Origin of the sequence: Acinetobacter boissieri (assembly GCF_900096955.1) — a bacterium.
Lineage (GTDB): Bacteria > Pseudomonadota > Gammaproteobacteria > Pseudomonadales > Moraxellaceae > Acinetobacter > Acinetobacter boissieri.
The window spans coordinates 173,730-195,770 of the sequence record NZ_FMYL01000005.1; the positions used below are offsets into that span (position 1 = coordinate 173,730).

The window sequence follows — 22,041 nt, forward strand, 5'->3', positions numbered from 1 at the left end:
CGCCGTGATGGCGTTGATTCGGTGAATTTACCTCAGTCAGGTAAAAAAGCCTTTATCTTTTATATTTTATAAAAAGAGGATTGTATGAATCAAGATAACTCCTCCGAGGGTCTGAAAGCAACGGCCAATGAAGATCGCTTAAATGGAAAAGTATTTTTCCTTTCTGCCGGTCTAGTATTGGCATTTGCCTTATTTACCATTTTTTTTAAAGCGCAAGCTACCGTTGCGTTAGACACAACCTTAGATTGGGTTGCATCTACGTTTGGCTGGTACTATTTTGCAATTGCTTCAGTATATATTGTATTTGTGATTTTCTTAGCATCTTCACGCTATGGCGATATTAAACTGGGTCCTAAACATTCTAAACCTGAGTTTAGTATGGTGAGTTGGGCATCCATGCTGTTTGCTGCAGGTATTGGTATTGACCTCATGTTCTTTTCGGTGGCAGAACCAATTGCACAATATATGCAACCTCCTGTTGGCCAAGGACAAACCATTGATGCAGCTCGTCAAGCCATTACGTTAACCATTTTCCACTATGGTCTCACGGGTTGGTGTATGTATGCGCTATTGGGTATTGCCTTAGGGTATTTCTCATACCGTTATAATTTACCACTGACTGTACGTTCTGCTTTGTACCCAATTTTTGGTGATAAAGTGAATGGTTGGATTGGTCATTTGGTTGATGTCGCAGCGATTTTAGGGGCAATCTTCGGTTTAGCCACGACATGCGGTATTGGTGTAGTCCAACTTAACTATGGTTTAAGCCTATTATTTGGTGTGCAAGAAGGTTTAACCGTACAAGCTTGGCTTGTGGTTTTTGCCGTGACCATTAGTATTATTTCAGCTACGACTGGGGTAGATAAGGGCGTTAAATTCTTGGCAGAAATGAATGTTTATTTTGCCATTGGTTTATTGTTGTTTATTTTATTTTTAGGCAATAGTACCTTTTTACTCAATAGCTTAGTACTTAATATTGGCGATTACATTAGCCGTTTTCCTGCAATGACGCTGGATACATTTGCATATCATCAAGATTCAAATCCGCAAACAGGGCAGTGGGTTAAAGATTGGACACTGTTTTTCTGGGCATGGTGGGTGGCATGGTCACCATTTGTTGGGCTGTTTTTAGCCCGTATTTCAAGAGGCCGTACTATTCGTGAGTTTGTACTAGGCACTTTAGTTATTCCCTTACTGTTTACCATAGCTTGGTTGTCTATTATGGGTAATAGTGCACTGTATGAAGTTATTCATGGCAATTTACAGTTTGCACAAGAAATTTTAGCTAAACCTGAGCTTGGTTTTTATAAATTACTGTCATTTTATCCGTGGTTTTCATTTACAGCAGTATTGGCTTTTATTACAGGACTTCTGTTTTATGTGACTTCGGCAGACTCGGGTGCAATTGTACTTGGGAGTTTCTGCTACCGTTTAAAAGATGTAAACAGTGATGCACCAAATTGGATTCGTATCTTTTGGTCTATCGTGATTGGTGTATTAACAATCGCAATGATGATGTCAAACGGGATTACAACATTACAAAAAGCCACTGTGATTATGGGCTTGCCTTTTAGTTTTGTGATGATTCTGGTAATGATTGGTTTATTTAAATCGCTTCGTTTAGAAGATTATCGAAACCAAAGTACATCACTCAATGCAGCGCCTGTTGTGGGTAATGTTGATATTTTAAACTGGAAACAGCGTTTATCTCGTGTGATGCATCACCCAGGTCGCAAAGCTACATTACAGATGCTAGATACGGTGTGTAAACCTGCACTCGAAGAAGTCATGCGTGAGTTAGAAAGTAAAGGTGTACAAGCATCGGTCATTTTCAATTCGATGACAGAAGAGTGGGATTATGGGCTATATCATATCGACTTAAGTGTTGGATTAAATGATGAACAGAATTTTATTTACCAAATTTGGCCACAGCGGTATCATGCACCTGAATTTAGTCGCCGTAGTAAACTTGGCAATACATTTTATTATCGTTTGGAAACATTCTTGTTTGAAGGCAGCCAAGGTAATGATTTAATGGGGTATAACAAAGAGCAAGTGATTAATGACGTGTTAGATAAATACGAGCGTCATTTGACTTTCTTGCATTTGAACCGAGAAAAAACTACGGGTAAAAGTTTAAGTTTTCCAGACCCGAATGACTCCTAAAGAGTAAATAGTATGTTTAGCGCTTATATCCATTCTTTTGCACTACTTTTTGCATTGATGAATCCATTCCTCATGAGTATTTACATGGCAGGAATGATTCGAAATACAGATGCAAAAATATTTAATAAAGCACTGATTCAAGGGAGCTTGATCTCTTACGTGGTGTTTGTGTTTTTTGCATGGGGTGGAGAAACGGTTTTTACCGAGTATCTAAACGTACGTTTTGAGTCCTTTCAAATTTTTGGTGGCATTATCTTTTTAGTCATTGGTTATCGTTATGTGTTTCAAGGTGCCGATACAATAGGAGATACACGCGGTGCGACCGAAAATTTGGCGGGGACTGTGGCTATGCCATTCATGATCGGGCCGGGGACCATTAGTGCTTCGGTGGTCATGGGCATGGAGATTAAGACTCTTGGTGCTATTTGTGTATTGGCAGTTACATTGTTTTTGACATCCACTATTTTAATGTTGATGAAATATATGCACGATAATTTGCGTTATAAGCATGCTAAATTTGTCGACTATTATTTTGATATTGTTGGTCGTTTATCTGCACTTCTGATTGGTACGATTGCCATAGATATGATTATTACAGGTGTAACACGTTTAATTCAACATACTGCACCTCTATAGTTTAAGAAATATTTACATGTGACCCAAACAATAAAAATTACGGGTGCTAGGGTAAGGTGAATTTTGCAAAATATTCATGATATTTATGCGCCGAAATTTAAATACCTTTAAGCTTTAAATTTATTTGGATACTAAATATTATTTGAATTTTACGTTAAATGAAATCAATTCAAATGATTCTTTTTTGCGTCTAATTATGACGTTTTTATTTTTAAAATATAAATGAGCAAGTGATATATCTTAATTCAACAAGATCAAATAATATATAAAAAGGTGTTAGGTCAACACTGGTAAAAATCATAAGGAATATGAAATGAAAAAATATTACACTATGGCTTTAAGCACCATAATTGGACTAAGTGCGATGAGTATTCATGCAAAAACCTACGTTCTCACTGATATTCAAAATGGCATTGAAGTTGGGAATTGGAAAACAACAGGTCAAAACTATACGGTGGAACAGCAAGTTTTACATGGTGGTAAGCAAGAAGGCAGTAAAATTATTACCATTACTAGCCCAACGGGGTTAACTATTACGCTGTCGCCGACCAGAGGCATGGGGCTGTTACATGCAGAAGGTAAGGGAATTCATCTGGGTTGGAAATCTCCTGTCACAGAGGTTGTCAATCCTGCATATATTCAATTGGATAGTCGAAATGGGTTAGGTTGGCTTGAAGGTTTTAATGAAATGCTAGTCCGTTGTGGATACGAGTGGACAGGTCACCCAACTACAATAGATGGTCAAATCTATTCACTCCATGGTAAAGCACAAAATACACCTGCATCTTATGTTGCCGTTGAAATTGATGAGAAACCACCTTTTGCGATACATATTAAAGGTTTAATTAAAGAAAGCACCTTTAAAAAAGCAGACCTTCAAACGATGACGCAATTAAGTTATGTACCAGGAGAAACATCATTTAAACTCCATGATGTGCTAACAAATCATGCAGATTACGCACATGACTATCAAATTATTTACCACAGTAATTTTTCACAGCCTATTTTAGAAGAAGGCGCAAAATTTTTAGCCCCTGTGAGTGAAGTCAGTCCTTTTAATGATTATGCAAAAAAAGGCCTTAAAGATTGGACAACCTATTTAGGCCCAACAAAAGGCTTCGATGAAATGGTTTTTAACTTAAAACCATTGGCAGACTCTAAAGGGAATACAATCGCCGCATTAGTTAATAAAGACAACAACAAAGGGGTTGCGATTGCATTCAATACGCAACAACTTCCTGTTCTGACTTTATGGAAAAATACAGATACCTTAAAACAAGGCTATGTTACAGGTATTGAGCCTGGAACCAGTTATGCGTATCCAGTAAACATTGAAAAAGCACAAAAAAGAGTGAAACAAATTGAACCCGGTCAAAGTGTCAGTTTTGATTTGACCTATTCATTGTTAAGTGACCGTTCACAAGTCCAATCAGTGGAAAATCAGATTCAAAAAATTCAAGGTACAACAGCGGTAAAGCAAGTTGAAACCCCAATCGCTAAAGAGTAGTGTTCTGTCATTGCTTAAGCTTAATTTGATAAACGTATTTACAAAAATCGTTTTAGGTTAGGTTTGAGCATGTATGTTTGATTTAATAAGCAGGAGTAATCCTGCTTATTATTTAATGAGCGCTTTTTAAAGTTCATTACTATTTGGGTGGAATAGGCGGCTGTACTGTATTTTTATTTAATTCAGGGGGCTTAGGGGTTTCAAATTTCTGCCACATGTACTTATGTGTTTTAACTATGAATACTTTATTTTCTCTGATTACTTTAAGCCGTATTTCGTGAGAGGTGGGTGTATTTCTGACTAAGCGCATTAAGTCTTCAGGTGTAGACACTTTATGCTCATTCGCCGTAATAATAATATCTTTTGTCTTTAAATCTAAGTCCATTTTTTTCTGAGAAAATGTCGCAACGAGTACGCCATTTTTAGTACTTTGAAGTACAAGTTTTTCTGAAGCATTATTTACAGACACAGTGCCAGTTTGAGTCGTCGGTGATTGTGCTTCAACAGATGTTGTAAAAAGAAAAAGACCAATAGAAATGCAATAAAACATTGAGTTAGCGTTGATTATTGTTCGTGTAGACATATTTTAACATCCTATTTTTTTAATTTATTCTTTAAAGAAAACATTGTAATTCTAGCATTAAAAACTGATGAAATTATATTATTACAATACTTTATGTAAAATTTAAAATACTAGTGTGTAAATAACTAAAGTTAGTATATTGGTTGTGTAGATCTTAAAATTATGGGGGAATGATATAAGAAAATTTAAATGGCTTGATATTTAAATCGGAATTTAATTGATACTACGATGTAAGATTCTTTGAAAAGTAAGTTTTGAACGATTGTTATTATAAAAAACGTGTAATAATAAAAAATACGCAATAAAAACGATAGGATAACTTTCAATGACAATAAGAATTGCAGGCATTAAAGACGCTGTGCACATTGCAGAAATACACGTAAAGAGTTGGAGAGCTGCATATACCAATATCATGCCTCAGAATATATTAGATAGTCTTTCTGTTCCTGAAAAAACAGCCATGTGGACAAAAATAATTGAAGAAAATAATAAAAAATTAATGGTTTACGATGAAGCATTAAAAGGAATTGTGGGGTGGGTTGTATATGGACCATCACGTAATATTCATGATGAAGAAACAGTTGCAGAAATTGAAGCTTTTTATATTGATCCAAGCCATTTCAGATGTGGTTACGGTAAGAATTTATATAAAAAAGTCATTACCGAACTTAAAGACGCGGGTTATACAAAAGTATATTTATGGGCATTGTCTGCTAATTTAAATGCAACTGCCTTTTATAAAAAAATGGGTATGATTCAAAATACGCAAGAAATTAAGTACTTCAAGATTGGAGGCGAAAGTCTAGAAGAAGTTATGTATTATTTAGAGATTTAATCAATAAATTTAGACGGTTAGAAAAGTGATTACTGCTGAATATGACAATGAATTGCTAAGACTTTACATGGCATAAAATCTAAGGAAAACTATGTGTGTAGCGAGTTGTTTTAGGTATTAAAAATAAAATGCAAAGAATGTTGTATAGTCATGTATTCAATATCATTGTGTGAAGAGAGCGGTATGAACCCTAATGTTTTAAAGAAAATCTTTCCTAAACGAAATAATGATACCAATAAAAATGGATTATTTATATTTTCTGGCCCATGTGTTGTAGAAAATTATGATGTAACCATGCAAATTGCTGAAACATTAGCGAACATTCAAGATGTTACAGGGGTGGATATTGCTTTTAAAGCCAGTTTTGTCAAAGCCAATCGAACATCTATTAATAGTTTTACCGGTTTGCCTTTGGAAGAGTCACTACAAATTTTAGATACCGTTAAAAAGCAATTTAATTTTAAAATTCTAAGTGATGTACACGAATACACAGATTTTAATGAAGTTGGCGAGGTGGTTGATATTTTTCAAACCCCTGCTTTTTTGGTGAGACAAACTGAGTTTTTAAGAAGAGTCGCAGCCGCTGGTAAGCCAATTAATATTAAAAAGGGACAGTTTTTGAGCCCACAAGAAATGATCGCTGTCGTAAATAAAGTAAAATCTTTTGGTAACCATGACCTTTTGGTTTGTGAACGTGGGACATCGTTTGGTTATAACTATTTAATTAACGATTTTAGAGGCATACAAGAGTTATTAACTTTAGATGAGCCATTGGTATTTGATGCAACGCATTCAGTCCAACGACCTGGCGCACTTGGCGGTGCTTCGGGAGGTGATTCTCAGTATGCGCCTAAATTAGCAAAAGCTGCACTGGCTGTCGGTGCCAATGGTATATTTATGGAAACACATCCCAACCCATCCGTTGCACTGAGTGATGGACCAAATATGATTCCTTTAGCAGATATGCTTGAGTTGGTGAAAGACCTTAAAGATATACATGCATTAATTAATAAACTTTAAAAAACAATCACTTTTATTGAAGTGAAACAAGGCGAAATATAATATTTCGCCTTGTTGTTTTATACGGTATATCTACGGCTTAGCCCCCAATCTGCTAAAATTCTGCGATACATGGTGGATGAGCGGTCCGCTTCAAAATGTGCTTCTGCTGTCAGATCTAGCGGAAGCTCTTCAGGTTTTTGTGACTCGACCATGTCTTGATCTTCTTCAAAAATTTGTGCATTGAAATCATAAACGGCTTGCAAGTCACCTGTGGTATCAAAGTTACGTGTAAGTGGTACAAACAAACGTGTTTTGTTGTGTGATATTGGACAACATGCATTTAAAATTTTTAATACGCCATCTTTTGGAAAATCTACAGTGAGTACTGCTGAAAATGGTGGATATACATCAAAAGTACGTTTCCATAAAAAGCCTTCGGGTGCAAGGTGTTGCATACCATGAGGATAGTTACTTACATCGCTAATATATTCCGTTTGTAATCCGTAAGGCGTTTTTACCGTTTTGTATTTAGGTACGACTTGGTTTTCTCTACTTGCAAACGCTTCATGGTGTACCCACGCAAAGTGAGCAACATCAATGAAGCCTTCTAGTTGTCTGCCCGATGAACCACTAATGTCTAAAAATGGCGGTAAAATGGGTTGGTGGCCTTCACATTCCCATGTGTCAAGTACAGGTAAGTTGGCTTCTGCAATATCTCTGTTGAGTAGGCTTGTCCAGACAAGGCCATATTTTAAAATAACAGGAAATTGTGACAAGGTAAAACGATCTGAAATTTTAACTAAATCGGGTTGTGCAGGAATTTTGGTACATTTACCAGATCCATCATAACGTAAGCCATGATATGGACAAATAATTTCTTCACCCTCAACCCAACCTTTACTTAAAGGTACACCACGATGAGGGCAAATATCTCTTACCAGATGAATTTCCCCACTTTCTGTTTGGTAGGCTGCAAGTTTTACATCCAATAAAGTCACTTGGTGTGGTTTGGTGCTGATGTCTTGAATCCGAGCGACAGGATACCAATGTTGTGCCAAGATATCCCAGTCTTTTGGGTCAAATTGGCTATAGCATGGGCGACTGAGTAAATTGGTTGTAGGTATGGCATTCATAAAGGCACCTAGCAAAATTAAAGAGGTTTTAGTGTTGGCTGCTGAAATAGTTACAGGTCTATTTCAATCGTGGCTGACTTGGCGCGTGAACAACATAGGGCAATATATTGTTCTGTCGCACATTTTTCTTCATCGCTTTGTACAGTATCTTGGTGGTCTACTTCCCCACAATGAACTTTAGTCAAACAAGCACCGCACATGCCCATCTCACAAGATAGAGGGACATAAATATCATTTTCTTGTAAAACATTGGCAATGGTTTTCTCTGCAGGTACGGTATAACTTTGCCCAGTCGATCTGAGCGTCACAATAAAGGTATCTGCATCGAGTTCATTGGCTTTATTGAGTGCAGGTGGATGAAAAGCTTCTATAAAAATTTGCTCATTCAGCCAGCCGTGTGTTGTTGCAACATCTGTGAAATGTGCCATAAAGCCTTCAGGACCACACATATAAATCTGCGTATTGGCTTGTGGTTTTTGTAATAGTTCTGGTGTAATTGAGCGTAAGCCTTGGCCGTCATCACTGCTTAAAATTTGTACTGAACCATATTGAAAGCCCGTGTTTAAACGGCGGAACATGGCAGCAAATGTATGATTTTTTACATAATAGAGTAGAGTGAATGGCTGTTTTTTTGCGTCTAAAGCTTCTGCCATAGATAAAATGGGTGTAATACCAATACCTGCAGCAATAAGTAAGTAGTTCTCTGCTTCTTGCATGGCAAAGGCTTGGCGTGGTGCTGAAATTTGAATCGTTTGGCCTACACGCAATTGTTTATGTACGTATTGAGAACCACCACGAGAATTATCTTCTTTTTTTATGCATAACTGATAGTGGTCAGTCTGGTGTGGGTTGCCTGTGAGTGAGTATTGACGAATAAGGTTGTTTGGTAGGTGAAGGTCTATGTGTGAACCTGCTTCCCATAACGGTAGCGGGGTATGTTCATCTACAGGTACAAGGGTTATTGCAATATTGTTGCTACCCTGACGAGACATGCTGTCAACAATCACATGGATATTTTCCATAGCTTGACCTTTCTATACATAATTATTGAAATAAGATGGCTGACCATGTTTTTACAAGCATCATGGCTGCTTTCTGTATTAAATTATGTGGTGTTTGTTATGTTCTGTCTATTTCAATGTTTTGTATAAGTTGTTCTAAAAAATAGAACATAGAGTTTCTTTCATTTAAGCTTGAATTTATCGTTTCTATGTAATGTACATATGTTGTTATAGATATGGAACACTGTGTTTTGTTTTTTATATTTAAATTAAATATTAAAAAGATACACTTGAAAATATTAAATATATTATACAAATAGAGGCACTCTTTTATGAACACATTACGTTATTTTGAATTCGGCTCAATGAAATCTGTGGTACTTTTACTTGCACGTTTTTTATTGGTTTTCTTGTTTCTAAAATTTGGCATACCAAAACTTCTTGGCTTTAGTGGTACTGTGGGTTACATGGCATCGTTAAACGTTCCATTTCCAACTCTCGCGACAGGCGTGGCTGTTTTAATGGAAGTTTTTGTTTCGGGTTTAATACTACTGGGTTTTTATACGCGCCCATTGGCTTTAGCGCTTGCTATCTTTACACTAGGTACAGCTATTATTGGTCATCCATATTGGACGATGACAGGTGATAAAGTGATGCCAAATACAATTAATTTTTATAAAAATATCAGTATTATTGGTGGTCTTCTTGTACTGATGGTTACTGGTCCTGGTAAAATTTCACTCGATAAGCGCTAAACCTTAAAAGCACTGCGTTAAATCGCAGTGCTTTTTATATTTATACCAAAAAGAAATCTCCAAAACCTGCTTTTTTCAGACAGCGTCGAAACATAATTGAACTCCGATCTGCGGGAATATGTGCTTCTAAAGTTAAATCGAGTGGTAGGCGTTCAGGTTTTTGATTTTCTACCATCATGCGGTCTTCTTCAAAAATTTTAATATTGTAGTCGATGATGTCTTGTTCATTGTCGTCTAAATCGAAGTTTTTCACCACGGGTGCAAAAAGTCGAGTTTGTTTGGCTGAGATAGGACAAGCAGCATTCATTATGACCATTTTGCCTTGATTACGAAAATGAATCGTTAGTGTAGCGGTAAATGGTACGTGTAATTTAAAATGTCTGAGCCATTTAAAGCCAAGATTGCCTTTAAACGCATGGCTTGCGGGGTAGTCACCCACAGTACTCCAATAATCTGCTTCAAATCCATAATCTGTTTCTATAGGTGAATAATCGGGAACTTCTTGATTATTGGCATCGGCAAATGTGCTACTATGTACCCATGCAAAATGGGCAACATCTAAAAACCCTTCGACTTGACGACCTGCAAAGCCTGCCACATCTACAGGCGGGCAAACCACGTGTTGCACATTGCTGTCAAACCATAGTGGCATATCAGGTACTTTGGTTTGACTGTCTGCTTGTAAGCAGGTCCAAATCAGACCATATTTTTCAATACTGCGGAATGTGAGTAAATTGAGTTTATTGGGAATATTTTGATTTGGGCTAGAGGGTACACGGTTACAGTGGCCTTTCTCACCAAAACGTAAACCATGATACGGACAGATCACGCCTTCATCATCATGTGTACCTAAAGTTAATGGTACACCTCGGTGCGGGCATACGTCTTTCGCTACCACCACTTCACCTTTAACACGGTAGATGACGAGTTGTTCGTCTAATAACACGGCTTTCATGGGTTTTTGTGTGATATCTGCACATCGGGCTACAGGGTACCAGTACTGTGATAGCAGTAACCAATCATTTGGCATAAATGAGCAATGTGCAGGAAGCTGAATATTTTTAGTTGTAATGGGTAGATTCATTTGAAACTTGCCTATGTGTGAAGTGCGTGAGTTCTATTTCTACAGATAATATGGTGTTAAAAAATCATTTCGTCTATTACAATGATTTCAACAATCTGTTCTAATTTTTAGAATCAAATGACTATTCCATTTTCTCGGTTTTCTGAATATTTTATGGCCGTTGCCCGTACTGGCAACTTACGCCGTGCAGCTGATTTACTTTTTATTTCAGTATCTGCTGTGCATCGGCAAATTGCACTGGCGGAAGAAAGTTTGGGTGTGCAACTGTTTGAGCGTTTGCCCACGGGGCTAAAACTGACTTTGGCAGGCGAAATGTTATATGCCGATTTATTAAAATGGCAAAAGGATTTTCAGCAAACTTGTGTACGCTTTGATGAAATACAGGGTTTAAAGCGAGGCTCTATTGATTTTGGCTTAATTACAGCATTAAGTGATGGGCTGATTATCGATGCCATTGATGACATGCGCCAAAGTTACCCGTGGTTGAATTTTAATATTAAAGTTGATAATAGCGATGCAATTGCCAAAAAAATTGTGGATGCTGATATTGATTTTGGGCTAATTTTAGATCCAATTCAACGCACAAATTTAGATGTATTATCATTTGTAGAAATGCCTTTAGGCTTTATTATGTCACCACAACATGAACTTGCAAGCGAAGAAAAAATATCCTTGTCGATGACCTACCATGAACGACATATTGTGGCAGATCAACCTTTAGTTATTCATGATCGTGTCAGTGCAATTTATAAACGTAATCAATTGAACCCAAAACAAGTCACAACGTGTACAGATATTCGTTTAATGTTGTCATTGTTGAAAAAGAATATGGGTATTTCTATTTTAAGTTATTTAGATGCATATTCTGAAATTCAGCGAGGTGAGTTGGTATTTATTCCTTTACGAGAAAAAGGAGTACAACCTTTAACTGTTGCCTTGTGTATTGCACCTAGACGCCAGCTTTCTAGAGCATCACAAATATTAATTCAATTGCTCATTGCTGAAATAGAAAAGCTAAAATAATGGGCTAAATTGGTTATACTTTAGTCTATCTTTGTGTGAAAAGTGTCACTTGATAATCTGTATTTAAAGTATCTATAAAAAAATTGTGCCATATTATTTTTGTGGTCTTATTTGATTATGGAGAATCGAGATGCCAGCAGGAAGTCAGCAATCTCGTGTACAAGATATTTTAAACGTCACGAGCGGAAATTTTTTAGAACAATACGATTTCTTTTTATTTGGTTTATATGCCAAATTTATTGGAGAAACATTCTTTCATTCAGATAGTGCATATGCCGCACTTATCAAAACATTTTTAATTTTTGCGGTTAGCTTTTTTATGCGTCCAATTGGCGCTTTGGTTCTTGGGCCTTATGTCGATAGCGTTGGTCGAAGAAAAGGGTTGATGATTACTTTATCAATTATGGCTTTTGGGTCATTAATTATTGCCTTTACACCCGGCTATCAAACGCTAGGTATTGCCGCATCTTTACTTATTTTAATTGGTCGGTTAGCTCAAGGATTCTCTGCAGGGGTAGAGCTTGGGGGTGTATCTGTTTATTTATCTGAGATTGCAGACGAGCATAATAAAGGGTTTATGACCAGTTGGCAGTCAGCTAGCCAACAAGTGGCTGTGGTGTTTGCTGCTTTTTTAGGTTATATGATTAGTGTTATTTTTACCGTACAGCAAGTGTCTGATTGGGCTTGGCGTATTCCATTTATTGTTGGATGCCTTATTATTCCTGCAATTTTCTACTTGAGAGGAAATTTAAAAGAAACAGATGCTTTTAATCAGCGTAAAGAGCATCCAAGTATGAAACAAATTTTAATGACATTGCTTAGTCATTGGAAGATTGTACTTGCAGGCATGTTTATGGTCGCAACGACCACGACAATGTTCTATTTTATTACTGTATATACTCCGACGTATGGTCGGGAAGTGCTACATTTAAGTAATAAAGAAAGTTTAATTGCGACATTGGTTGTGGGAATAAGTAATTTTATTTTATTGCCAATTGGCGGATTACTTGCAGATAAATTGGGTCGAAAAATCATGTTGTTGAGTATGAGTATTTTGATTTTGGTGTCCGCATTTCCGTTATTGAATTGGTTAACACAAAATATTTCATTGACACATATGCTAGAAGTACTGTGTGGTTTTTCTATGATGTATAGTTTTTACAATGGAGCTTTAGTTGTAACTTTGACTGAAATTATGCCAAGTTCGGTAAAGACCGCAGGCTTCTCAATTGCTTATAGTTTGGCAACATCATTATTTGGTGGGTTAACGCCAGTGATCTCAACATTTATTATTGAGCATACAGGCAGTCAAAGTACACCTGCATTTTGGTTAATGACTGCTGCAACTTTAAGTTTAATTTCGATCTGCTATGTATTTTTCTTATCGAAGCAAAAACACTCGGTAATGATATAGAGTAAAACAACTTAAAAATGGCATCTCACTGATGTTATTTTAGTCCATATATTTGTTTTTGCTGAAAAAATGGTCACTCAGGTGTTTTTTTAATAAAAACACTTGATCAATGTACAGAAGATTTATATGATACCGCACATGGAAGCGTGGCAGAGCGGTTTAATGCACCGGTCTTGAAAACCGACGAGGGTTTACCCCCTCCGTGAGTTCGAATCTCACCGCTTCCGCCAAATTCAAAAAAGCCACTTTAATATAAAGTGGCTTTTTTATTTTAAAATAAATATGCAAAACGTAAATATGTATCTATATCTTGTTTAAATCCATTTTCAGCTTTAAAGTCTTTACCGATACTCATGTTGACCTGAAACCTTGGTGTTATAAAGTGTGTTGCAATTAGTTTGCCATAAATGGTATTGCTGCGATTATCTTGGTTTATTTCATTCACTTTGGTTTCACCACCCCAAATCCAACCCCCACCAATTCCAAAAGCTGTTGCAGGCGAAACGTTGTAACGTAAGTAACTTTGGTATTCATATTTCGTTTTTTGCTTTAGCGTTGAGTGGCCTTGGTAGTCTGAATTTTTACCGTAAATTGTACCGTCTACAATATTTTCTAAAGTAAATTGTGGGTGTATATGATACAACCATGCCAACTGCACAATCGTATTCCAACGGTTTTCACCTAAGTTCAGTCCACGATTATTGTCATACTTCCCTGTAGGTAGTGTGACAAATGGTGCTATACCAAATGTGTGTTTTGGTGCAGCATCGGGAATATATTTAATGGGCATACCATAAACAATATCACCAATTGCAGTGGTTTTACCTAATACGGAAATATCTCCATCTGTAGTAATACGACCAAAGGGAAGAATCACTTGTGGCTCAATACTCACATTGGGGATTGGGTGAATAGCATAAATGAAACGTGCGAGTCCAGCATTGGCTTTGAGCTTGGCATTGCTTGAAACTTTACGATCATTGGCATACAGATCTTTGCTCGATGTATAGTTGTAATAAACTAACCCCATGGCAGTTCCGTTAGGGAGCGCCTCAAAATCCCCCGGTTGTACTTCAAGTGCATGTACGTGACTTGCAGCCACTGCAGTGAGTAAAGCAAAAAACAATTTTTTTTTCATCTATGATTTCCCCAATTACAATGTATTTAAAAGCCCAGTTTTGTTATGGCAACGAATATATTCAAAGTATTGCGACTGTGACGGAATGCTCATCACTTCATGAAAGAGTTTTAGATTGACCTGAAAATTCATTTCTTGTACGTATTTCATAAAACTGCCAAAGATCTGTACATGCGTTGGGTGTGATTTTGCCCATCGTTCAAGGTGCTCTAAATCACGAAAGTAAGCCAGTCCAAAGGTTTTATTGAGAGGTTTTCCTGTGTTAGCATCAAGTACAGTCATGTAGCGACAGTTAAAACAGCCTTCTGCTAAGCCCTCACTGGCTAAAAAGTCCATACCTTGTCGTAAAATAGGTTCTACATCATTTAAATATAAATCTCTTTCTTTACCTTTGGTGCCTTCCCAATCTTGGCCTGAACGAATAAGGCTTAAATGTTCTTTACCTTTAAGCCTTATGCGTTGGCCATGAGTAGAGGTGCCTAGGACTGAAAAATTGCCATTTTCGCCGTGTAAGTTTTCAGTTTGCGCGATAGGTAAGCGATCTCGCATACTGCCGTAGTACGCATGTTCTTGCATTTCATCACTCATGCCTTGAGCAAGATGAGCGATACCTTCAGGTGTGTTGGGATTAGAAAAAATAGTTTCAAATTCAGTAATTTTAGGATAGTAAATTTCTAAAAAATAACCGTATTGTTCATTTTCTCGTTTGTCATCATGCCACCAGATTTGAAAGCCTGACTGAGTACACCATCTATCGAAAGGTTCGACATCTGACCAATAGGCTGTAATGACCAAATGATGATAGTTTTGGGCATCTACAAATGTTGAAGGAACCCAATATTGTGGTTGATCTTGACCTTCAAAGTACTGTGTAAATATGTGGTGTTCGCTATACTCAATTTCAGCTGTCGACTGAATTGCAAAATAAGCCACAGTAAACTGTTTGGCATTGGTTTCAAAGCGAGTTGTCCATGCGGGAAACGGCGGTAGATAAGTGTTATCTACCAAGTTTCGTGGACAAGTTCGTTTCTGCTCCAAGTGTTTAGGGATAGCAGATTCCATCTTGTTTAACCCTCAGCATTGTCTTCTGTGCATACAGATTTTTCGGTGTGTTCTTGTTCGTAGTCTTGTTTGGTGATGACCTTTTTGGCTGCACTTTTATTAAAGACCAATTGAAAAACATCTGGGCGAGAGTAATGACCCACAGGGTCAGCTGCTGTTTTAGCCATAGTAATGTGGCTTAGGTCTAAATCTGCATACAGTAAACCTTCTTCATCTTCAGCCAGTGGTGTAACCAAGTCACGGCCGTCTGGCCCAAAAATACGGGCATGACCACCACCTAGAGCAAGAAGTTTTTTCTGTTCTTCTGTTTCACACATAAAGTCTTGCATTTCTTGTGACACTGTCGCACAAGGGGAAATGACAAAGCATTGACCTTCGGCTGCATAAAGACGTGCTGCAGCAATGTTTACATCTGGCCCAATTGAAGCCATTTGTGGTTGATACAAAGAAAAACTTGGCCATGCTGCAATGTGAATTTGTTCATGCTGTGAATACATTGCATAGCGAGCAAGGGGTTGTAAGTGCTCCCAACAGCATAGTGCACCAATGCGGCCTAAACTGGTTTCATCTACACGAATTGAGCTACCGTCACTTTCACCAAATAACGTACGCTCGACATGGGTGGCTTTGAGTTTACGACGAGTAGATACAGTTTCTCCCAAGTTGTTAATGGTCCACTGAGAAATATATAAACTGCCGTGGTCACGTTCACTGAAACCGAGTACAACAAAAATATTATTCTTTTTTGCAGCATCTTGAATGCTTTGCGCTGCATCACTGTCTAACTCAAGTGAGTTTTGATGGTATTGGTATACTTTAGGTACATTTGCCATTGGCGTGTCTAACCACAAGAACCACGGGTAGCCTGGAATCCACGTTTCAGGAAAAGCAATCAGTTGTGCACCATTTTGTGCCGCTTCTTCAATCAGTTGAATCGTTTTGTTCACTGTACCTTGTAGGTCCATAAAAACAGGGGCTGCTTGTACGCAAGCGACTTTAATTAAGTTAGACATGTTTTACTCTTTTACGATAAATGCTCTGGAGTAATTTTTATAAACCAATCATTTGTTATGGTGGTATGCTCACAAAGAACAGGAGATGTTATGAGAGAGAACAAGGTATGCAAAAGACTGTAATATCATGATTTTTGGTATGAGATTTGCTTTTATTTTATATAAGTTATAGATCAAAGAGACTGAACAATGCGATCAACTCTTTTACCAAAAACAGCTTCTCAGTGTTTTGATACGCGTAGTATTGATACGAAGCAACAAGGTGATTATTGGCAGTATGCAATTAGCCAAGCTTTTGTACCGTTAGATTGTGCCACTCAGTCGCCGCAGTTTTGGGGGAGTTTAGATGCGAGATCATGCTCTCAATTGGGTATTGTACGTGTACAAGGTGAGTCTCAGCATGTCGAACGACGAAAAAATAATATGAATAATAACCAACAGGACGTGGTTTTACTCAGTCTAATGCTTAAAGGCAGTATGGGTCTTGTATATAACAAACAAGAGTTAAATATTACGCAGGGGCAATTTACTTTTTATGATACAACTCAAGAATATGATTTAAATTTAGCTCAAGCATTTGATCAAATTGTGATTTCAATTCCTAGGGTGGAATTTACTCGGCGTTTAGGACGAGTAAAAGATATTTGTGGTGTTGCCTTTAGTACAAATCATGCACTATATCCATTTACATATAGTTATTTGAAAGAGTTTTTTAGTGTAGATGGGCTGTCTTATCCGCAACAAGATTTAATTAGTGATCATGTGTTAAATATGATGAGCTGTATTGTTGATGATTGCTATCAAGAGGCTAAACCTCGCAAAAAAATATTTTTATTTGAGCAAATTCAGAACTTTATTTTAGCAAACTTACATGATTCTACATTTAATATTCGCCATGTTGCTTACCAATTTCAGATTAGTACACGTTATGTAAGTAAATTATTTCAAGCTCAAGAAACGACATTTGGGCAGTTTATTTTGTTTAGTCGACTGCAAAAAAGTAAACAAGCGCTACAAAGTACATCACACAAAATGTATAGCATACAGCAAATTGCATATAGTTTTGGGTTTACAGATATGTCTTATTTTTCAAGAGAGTTTAAAAAAGTATTTTTAGTAAAACCCTCAGAAATTAGGCTTGATTGTCTCTAGGTTAAAAAAAATAGGGTGTTCATATAAACACCCTATTTTTAGGTTTGCGACTTAGTATTTAGCCGTTGACCATAATACCGCCATTAATATGCAGTGTTTGGCCTGTAATGTAAGAACCATCTTTACTCGCTAAAAATACAAAGCTTGGTCCAATTTCACATGGTAAGCCCGCACGTTGCATTGGCGTATCTTTACCTAAATCATCAATTTTAGATTTGTCAATTTGTCCCCATGTATTTTGAATAGGTGTCCAAATTGGCCCAGGTGCGATACTATTTACACGAATACCTTTGTGTGCAACTTGGTTAGACAGTGCACGGGTAAAGCTGTTCATTGCACCTTTTGTTGCTGAATAGTCAACAAGTTCTTTTAATCCAACATAGGCATTTACAGATGACATGTTGATGATTGAGTCGCCGGATTCAAATTGTGGTAGCAGTGCTTTACTCAAGTAAAACATTGCGTCTACATTTACATCAAAAACCTTTTCCCATTGTTCATCTGACACTTTAGTCAGATCGTCTTTTGGTGATTGCATGCCCGCATTACTGACCAATACGTTTACACGTCCAAAATCTTTAAGCACATCGTCTGCAAATTTGTAGCATGCGTCTTTATCACTTAAGTCGACTTCATATACACGGCATGTACGTCCTAAATCTTCGACCCATTTTTTCACAGAAAGTGCTTGTTCGCCCGATGAAGTATGGCTGGTAATGGCAATATCAGCACCTTCAGTTGCTGCATGCATAGAAACTGAACGACCAATACCTGTGCCGCCGCCTGTTACTAGAACTACTTTTCCTGCAAGTTTACCTGTGCCTTGATAGTCTTCACGAAGAAAGTTTTTTACTTGTTCTACACTAGTTAAGTCATAATTAGACATCAAGTATCTCCATTTGCATTGTATTTTAAGCTGAAAGGTTTAAAAAAATAATAGAAATAACAGTACTATATTTGGTATAGCTCTATGTTGTACTGACATAGATCTTATGATTTATGTCTGATCTACTTTGATTATATGCATATAATTTAAGATAAAACTTCAATTTTAATAAAAAGATACAATACTTTAATATTTTGGAACTATTTGTTTAAATTGAAATAAAACGTTTTGCATTTCTACGTAAATGTATGCAGTGGAGTAATCGCGTTAAGTGAGTGAAGTGGTATCATAGACGCAAATTATTTGTTGGCGTTAAGTTTATGAAAATTATTGCAGATGAAAACCTTGCACTAACAGACTATTTTTTTTCTGAGTTTGCACAAGTAGTTTCTTTAGCTGGTCGTACATTAACCCATGCAGAAGTAGAAAACGCAGATGCTTTACTGGTACGTTCGGTAACCAAGGTAAATCAACAATTATTACAAGAAAGTAAAGTTCAGTTTGTAGGCAGTGCAACCATTGGTACAGATCATTTAGATATTGATTATTTACAGCAAAATCATATTGATTGGGCCAATGCTGCAGGCTGTAATGCCCAAGCAGTCGCCGAATATGTAATCACTGCATTATTGTATTTAAAGCCACAGTTATTACATGCAGAAAAAACCTTTACTTTAGGTGTTATTGGTTTAGGTAATGTTGGGCAGTGTTTGGCACGGGTAGCACAGGCTATGGGATGGCAAGTGATTGGCTATGACCCGTTTGTGTCACATCAAGAGATTAAACAGGTAACTTTTGATGAGTTACTACAACAAGCCGATGCCGTGTCTATACACGTGCCACTCACACAGACAGGTGATCATGCTACGCATCACTTGTTTAATGAATGTACCCTTGCACAGCTTAGACCACATGCTATTTTAATCAATAGTGCACGAGGAGCAGTCATTTCTGAGCAAGCACTTTTGGCAGACATTCAAAAAACACAGCGTGATGTGGTATTAGATGTATTTGAGCACGAACCAAAAATTAGTCAAGCAGTGCTTGATGCGGTTAAATTGGTCACGCCACATATTGCAGGTTATAGCTTAGAGGGCAAGGCTAGAGGCACACAAATGATTTATGAGGCCTTTTGTCATCATATTTCACATCATCCGAATAAAGATTTTAGAACACAGTTACCCGATTGTGAGCAATTTAACCAGCCCTTAACTACAGCTATCGCACAGCATATGGGTCAAATTTATAATATTTTGCAAGACGATCAAAATTTACGTGCCTGCGTGCAAGACGGCATAGTCTCACAACAAGCATTTGATGCACTGCGAAAAAATTATCCACTACGCCGAGAGTGGGCATCACACGGAATTGATATTCATGCATGATTTAAACTACCAACCAACGTGTGACCTTGATGCGATCAAAGCACGTGCCGTGTTGTATCAACAGATACGCGGTTTTTTTGCTGAGCGGGAGGTGTTAGAGGTGGAAACACCTATTCTTTCTGCGGCAGGGGTTACAGATGTGCATTTGGCCTCTGTGGCAACGGCTCGCCACGTACAAGGAAAAGTACAGCAACACTATTTGCAAACCTCACCTGAATTTGCCATGAAACGTTTATTGGCCAGTGGTAGTGGGCCTATTTATCAAATCTGTAAAGTCTTTCGTGATGATGAGCATGGCCGTAAGCATAATAGTGAATTCACTATGCTTGAATGGTATCGCCCTAATTTTTCATTACGCCAGCTTATGCATGAAACCACAGAGCTACTACAGCAGTGTTGTGCAACACGCTTTGCAGATATTCGCCCAATGGTACTGAGCTATAAACATGCTTTTTTCGACCGTTTAGATATTAATCCCATTACTGCAACACTTGTACAGCTAAAAAACACGGCTCAGCGTGTTGGTTTGACGCTCGATTTAGGCGATGACCGTTTGGGTTATATAGACTTGCTGTTTTCACATATGGTTGAGCCGAGTTTAGGCTTTGATACGCCTGTATTTTTAACAGATTTTCCACCAGAAATGGCATCATTGGCTAAAACGAGAATTGATGATGATGGTCAAGAGGTTGCTGCACGGTTTGAGTTGTATATTGATGGTTTAGAACTTGCCAATGCATATGATGAGCTCATTGATGCCAATGTATTACGTATGCGTTTTAATGCAGATAATCAAGCACGTGAGCAGCTGGGTTTAAAGGCTATGCCGATTGATGAACATTTATTGGCAGCTTTGCCACAAATGCCTGCATGTGCAGGCATTGCGCTTGGTGTGGACCGTTTGCTCATGGTTATTCAACGCCGTATGCGTTTAGAGCAGGTGATTACGTTTCCTGCTCATTTGGCATAGTGTTATTGGCTTTGTTTGGCTAAGAAATCTGCTTTAAGTGTCGCAAGGGCTTCGATGCGTTTGGTAATCAGCATTTCACCAATATCGGGGCCTTTAATTTCTGCGGGTAAATCTTGTGCTTTAATACTGCGTACACATTGAATAGCTGCTTGCATATAATCTGCTTGAGGGTAGGCACGATCTTCTAGGCCTAAACGCCCTTTAGCATCACTTTCACAGGCTTGAATAAATTCAACCACTTTTTCCGGACGACGCAAAACATCTAAGCGCTGTAATAAACGCCACAATGTACCGGGTTTAAGTTGCAGTGCCTGATGGCATTTTAAATGTTCTTTGCATACAGAAATAGCCAGTTTTTTTGTATTTGTTGGTACTTTTAAACGTTCACAAATGGCAGTTACAGGTTCAATGCCACGTGCTTCATGCATGGTGTGTCTAGGTAAAATATCTTTGGGTGTAAGTGCTTTACCTAAATCATGTAGCAGTACCGAAAAACGCACATCTAAACTATAGTTTTGACGGCATGCTTGTTGTAATGACATGAGTGTATGAATACCACAGTCAATTTCAGGGTGAAATTCTGGACGTTGAGGTATGCCAAATAATGCATCTATTTCAGGAAAGAGGACTTTGAGCGCACCACAATCACGCAGTACACTAAAATAAACATCTGCATGGGGTTCCATGAGTGCACGAGCAGTTTCTTTCCATACTCTTTCAGGCGTTAGGTGGTTAAGTTCACCAGAGTCGCTGAGTGTTTGCATGAGTTGTAATGTTTCAGGTGCAATGCTAAAACCGTATGTGGCATAGCGAGCAGCAAAGCGAGCAACACGCAGTACTCGTAACGGGTCTTCAATAAAGGCATCAGAGACATGACGTAAAACTTTATGCTCAAGGTCTAACGAACCATTGTAGGGGTCAAAAATTTCCCCTGTATTTTGGTCTTGTGCAATGGCATTAATGGTCAGGTCACGCCGTAATAAATCTTGTTCTAAAGAAATGTCTGGCGATGTTGAAAATTCAAAGCCATGGTAACCTTGCCCTTTTTTTCTTTCCATACGAGCAAGTGCATATTCTTCTTTGCTTTCAGGATGTAGAAACACAGGAAAGTCTTTACCTACAGGTTGGTAACCTAAGGTAATGAGCTGTTGTGGAGATGCTCCAACCACAACATAATCTTTTTCTTGATACGGGTGGCCAAGCAACTGATCTCTAACAGCACCACCGACTAAATAAACACGCATGAAAAAACCTCTATTCTTAGCATTATCATGCATGAGAATAGAGGTTTCTACA

20 protein-coding genes and 1 tRNA gene are annotated in these 22,041 nt (G+C 37.7%); 12 read left to right on the plus strand and 9 right to left on the minus strand.

The features are described from left to right. Nucleotides 1–84 precede the first annotated feature (84 nt). From betT to BLS38_RS06795, 3 genes are all read left to right on the plus strand, one after another. The gene (betT, locus tag BLS38_RS06785) at nt 85–2,166 is read left to right on the plus strand and encodes a choline BCCT transporter BetT (protein WP_092747954.1); all 2,082 of its coding nucleotides are present in this window, start codon (nt 85–87) and stop codon (nt 2,164–2,166) included. 12 nt (nt 2,167–2,178) lie between these two features. After that, entirely contained in the window at nt 2,179–2,802 is a 624-nt protein-coding gene (locus tag BLS38_RS06790) for a MarC family protein (protein ID WP_092747956.1), read from the plus strand. A gap of 313 nt (nt 2,803–3,115) precedes the next feature. Further along, nucleotides 3,116–4,309: an aldose 1-epimerase family protein gene (locus BLS38_RS06795; RefSeq protein WP_092747958.1), complete on the plus strand. Its 1,194-nt coding sequence runs from the start codon at nt 3,116–3,118 to the stop codon at nt 4,307–4,309. A 139-nt stretch (nt 4,310–4,448) separates the two neighbouring features. On the opposite strand, the gene BLS38_RS06800 is transcribed toward BLS38_RS06795, so the two are convergent. Continuing rightward, on the minus strand, nt 4,449–4,892 hold the full coding sequence (locus BLS38_RS06800) for a PDZ domain-containing protein (protein ID WP_092747960.1): 444 nt from the start codon (nt 4,890–4,892) through the stop codon (nt 4,449–4,451). A gap of 325 nt (nt 4,893–5,217) precedes the next feature. On the opposite strand from BLS38_RS06800, the gene BLS38_RS06805 reads away from it, so the two are divergent. Together BLS38_RS06805 and kdsA are read left to right on the plus strand one after the other, a co-directional pair. Further along, nucleotides 5,218–5,727 (plus strand): GNAT family N-acetyltransferase, encoded by a 510-nt coding sequence (locus BLS38_RS06805; RefSeq protein ID WP_092747962.1) that lies wholly within the window; start codon nt 5,218–5,220, stop codon nt 5,725–5,727. Between the two features lie 183 nt (nt 5,728–5,910). Beyond that, the gene (gene kdsA, locus BLS38_RS06810; protein ID WP_092747963.1) at nt 5,911–6,747 is read left to right on the plus strand and encodes a 3-deoxy-8-phosphooctulonate synthase; all 837 of its coding nucleotides are present in this window, start codon (nt 5,911–5,913) and stop codon (nt 6,745–6,747) included. Nucleotides 6,748–6,806: 59 nt separating this feature from the next. On the opposite strand, the gene BLS38_RS06815 is transcribed toward kdsA, so the two are convergent. After that, entirely contained in the window at nt 6,807–7,862 is a 1,056-nt protein-coding gene (locus BLS38_RS06815) for an aromatic ring-hydroxylating oxygenase subunit alpha (protein ID WP_092747965.1), read from the minus strand. Between the two features lie 50 nt (nt 7,863–7,912). Beyond that, nucleotides 7,913–8,884, minus strand: a complete 972-nt coding sequence (locus BLS38_RS06820; protein WP_092747967.1) for a PDR/VanB family oxidoreductase — start codon at nt 8,882–8,884, stop codon at nt 7,913–7,915. Nucleotides 8,885–9,195: 311 nt separating this feature from the next. Between BLS38_RS06820 and BLS38_RS06825 the strand changes: the two genes are divergently transcribed. Further along, complete coding sequence (locus tag BLS38_RS06825) at nt 9,196–9,618, plus strand: DoxX family protein (protein WP_092747969.1); 423 nt, start codon at nt 9,196–9,198, stop codon at nt 9,616–9,618. Nucleotides 9,619–9,658: 40 nt separating this feature from the next. Here BLS38_RS06825 and BLS38_RS06830 read toward each other — a convergent pair whose 3' ends face one another. Then, the gene (locus BLS38_RS06830) at nt 9,659–10,702 is read right to left on the minus strand and encodes an aromatic ring-hydroxylating oxygenase subunit alpha (protein ID WP_092747971.1); all 1,044 of its coding nucleotides are present in this window, start codon (nt 10,700–10,702) and stop codon (nt 9,659–9,661) included. Between the two features lie 117 nt (nt 10,703–10,819). Between BLS38_RS06830 and BLS38_RS06835 the strand changes: the two genes are divergently transcribed. From BLS38_RS06835 to BLS38_RS06845, 3 genes are all read left to right on the plus strand, one after another. Beyond that, a complete protein-coding gene (locus BLS38_RS06835; protein WP_092747973.1) occupies nt 10,820–11,725 on the plus strand; it encodes a LysR family transcriptional regulator in 906 nt (301 codons plus the stop codon). Between the two features lie 130 nt (nt 11,726–11,855). Next, nucleotides 11,856–13,139 (plus strand): MFS transporter, encoded by a 1,284-nt coding sequence (gene tcuC / locus BLS38_RS06840; protein WP_092747975.1) that lies wholly within the window; start codon nt 11,856–11,858, stop codon nt 13,137–13,139. A gap of 140 nt (nt 13,140–13,279) precedes the next feature. After that, nucleotides 13,280–13,369: transfer RNA gene (locus tag BLS38_RS06845), tRNA-Ser, on the plus strand. A gap of 41 nt (nt 13,370–13,410) precedes the next feature. Here the strand turns inward: BLS38_RS06845 and BLS38_RS06850 are convergent. From BLS38_RS06850 to BLS38_RS06860, 3 genes are read right to left on the minus strand one after another with little or no spacing between them, the layout of a single operon-like run. Then, complete coding sequence (locus BLS38_RS06850) at nt 13,411–14,277, minus strand: transporter (protein ID WP_092747977.1); 867 nt, start codon at nt 14,275–14,277, stop codon at nt 13,411–13,413. Nucleotides 14,278–14,292: 15 nt separating this feature from the next. Next, nucleotides 14,293–15,339 (minus strand): phenylacetaldoxime dehydratase family protein, encoded by a 1,047-nt coding sequence (locus tag BLS38_RS06855; RefSeq protein ID WP_092747979.1) that lies wholly within the window; start codon nt 15,337–15,339, stop codon nt 14,293–14,295. A gap of 5 nt (nt 15,340–15,344) precedes the next feature. Further along, complete coding sequence (locus tag BLS38_RS06860) at nt 15,345–16,352, minus strand: carbon-nitrogen hydrolase family protein (RefSeq protein ID WP_092747981.1); 1,008 nt, start codon at nt 16,350–16,352, stop codon at nt 15,345–15,347. Nucleotides 16,353–16,541: 189 nt separating this feature from the next. Here BLS38_RS06860 and BLS38_RS06865 point away from each other — a divergent pair, with 189 nt between their 5' ends. After that, nucleotides 16,542–17,504: a helix-turn-helix domain-containing protein gene (locus BLS38_RS06865; protein WP_092747983.1), complete on the plus strand. Its 963-nt coding sequence runs from the start codon at nt 16,542–16,544 to the stop codon at nt 17,502–17,504. A gap of 58 nt (nt 17,505–17,562) precedes the next feature. Here the strand turns inward: BLS38_RS06865 and BLS38_RS06870 are convergent, their stop codons facing one another. Further along, a complete protein-coding gene (locus tag BLS38_RS06870; protein ID WP_092747985.1) occupies nt 17,563–18,390 on the minus strand; it encodes an SDR family oxidoreductase in 828 nt (275 codons plus the stop codon). A gap of 320 nt (nt 18,391–18,710) precedes the next feature. Here BLS38_RS06870 and BLS38_RS06875 point away from each other — a divergent pair, with 320 nt between their 5' ends. Further along, the gene (locus tag BLS38_RS06875; protein WP_092747987.1) at nt 18,711–19,775 is read left to right on the plus strand and encodes a 4-phosphoerythronate dehydrogenase; all 1,065 of its coding nucleotides are present in this window, start codon (nt 18,711–18,713) and stop codon (nt 19,773–19,775) included. After that, a complete protein-coding gene (gene epmA, locus BLS38_RS06880) occupies nt 19,768–20,745 on the plus strand; it encodes an EF-P lysine aminoacylase EpmA (RefSeq protein ID WP_092747990.1) in 978 nt (325 codons plus the stop codon). Before BLS38_RS06875 ends, epmA begins: the two co-directional genes overlap by 8 nt. A 2-nt stretch (nt 20,746–20,747) precedes the next feature. Here the strand turns inward: epmA and BLS38_RS06885 are convergent, their stop codons facing one another. Next, complete coding sequence (locus BLS38_RS06885) at nt 20,748–21,989, minus strand: multifunctional CCA addition/repair protein (protein WP_092747992.1); 1,242 nt, start codon at nt 21,987–21,989, stop codon at nt 20,748–20,750. Between the last annotated feature and the right edge of the window lie 52 nt (nt 21,990–22,041).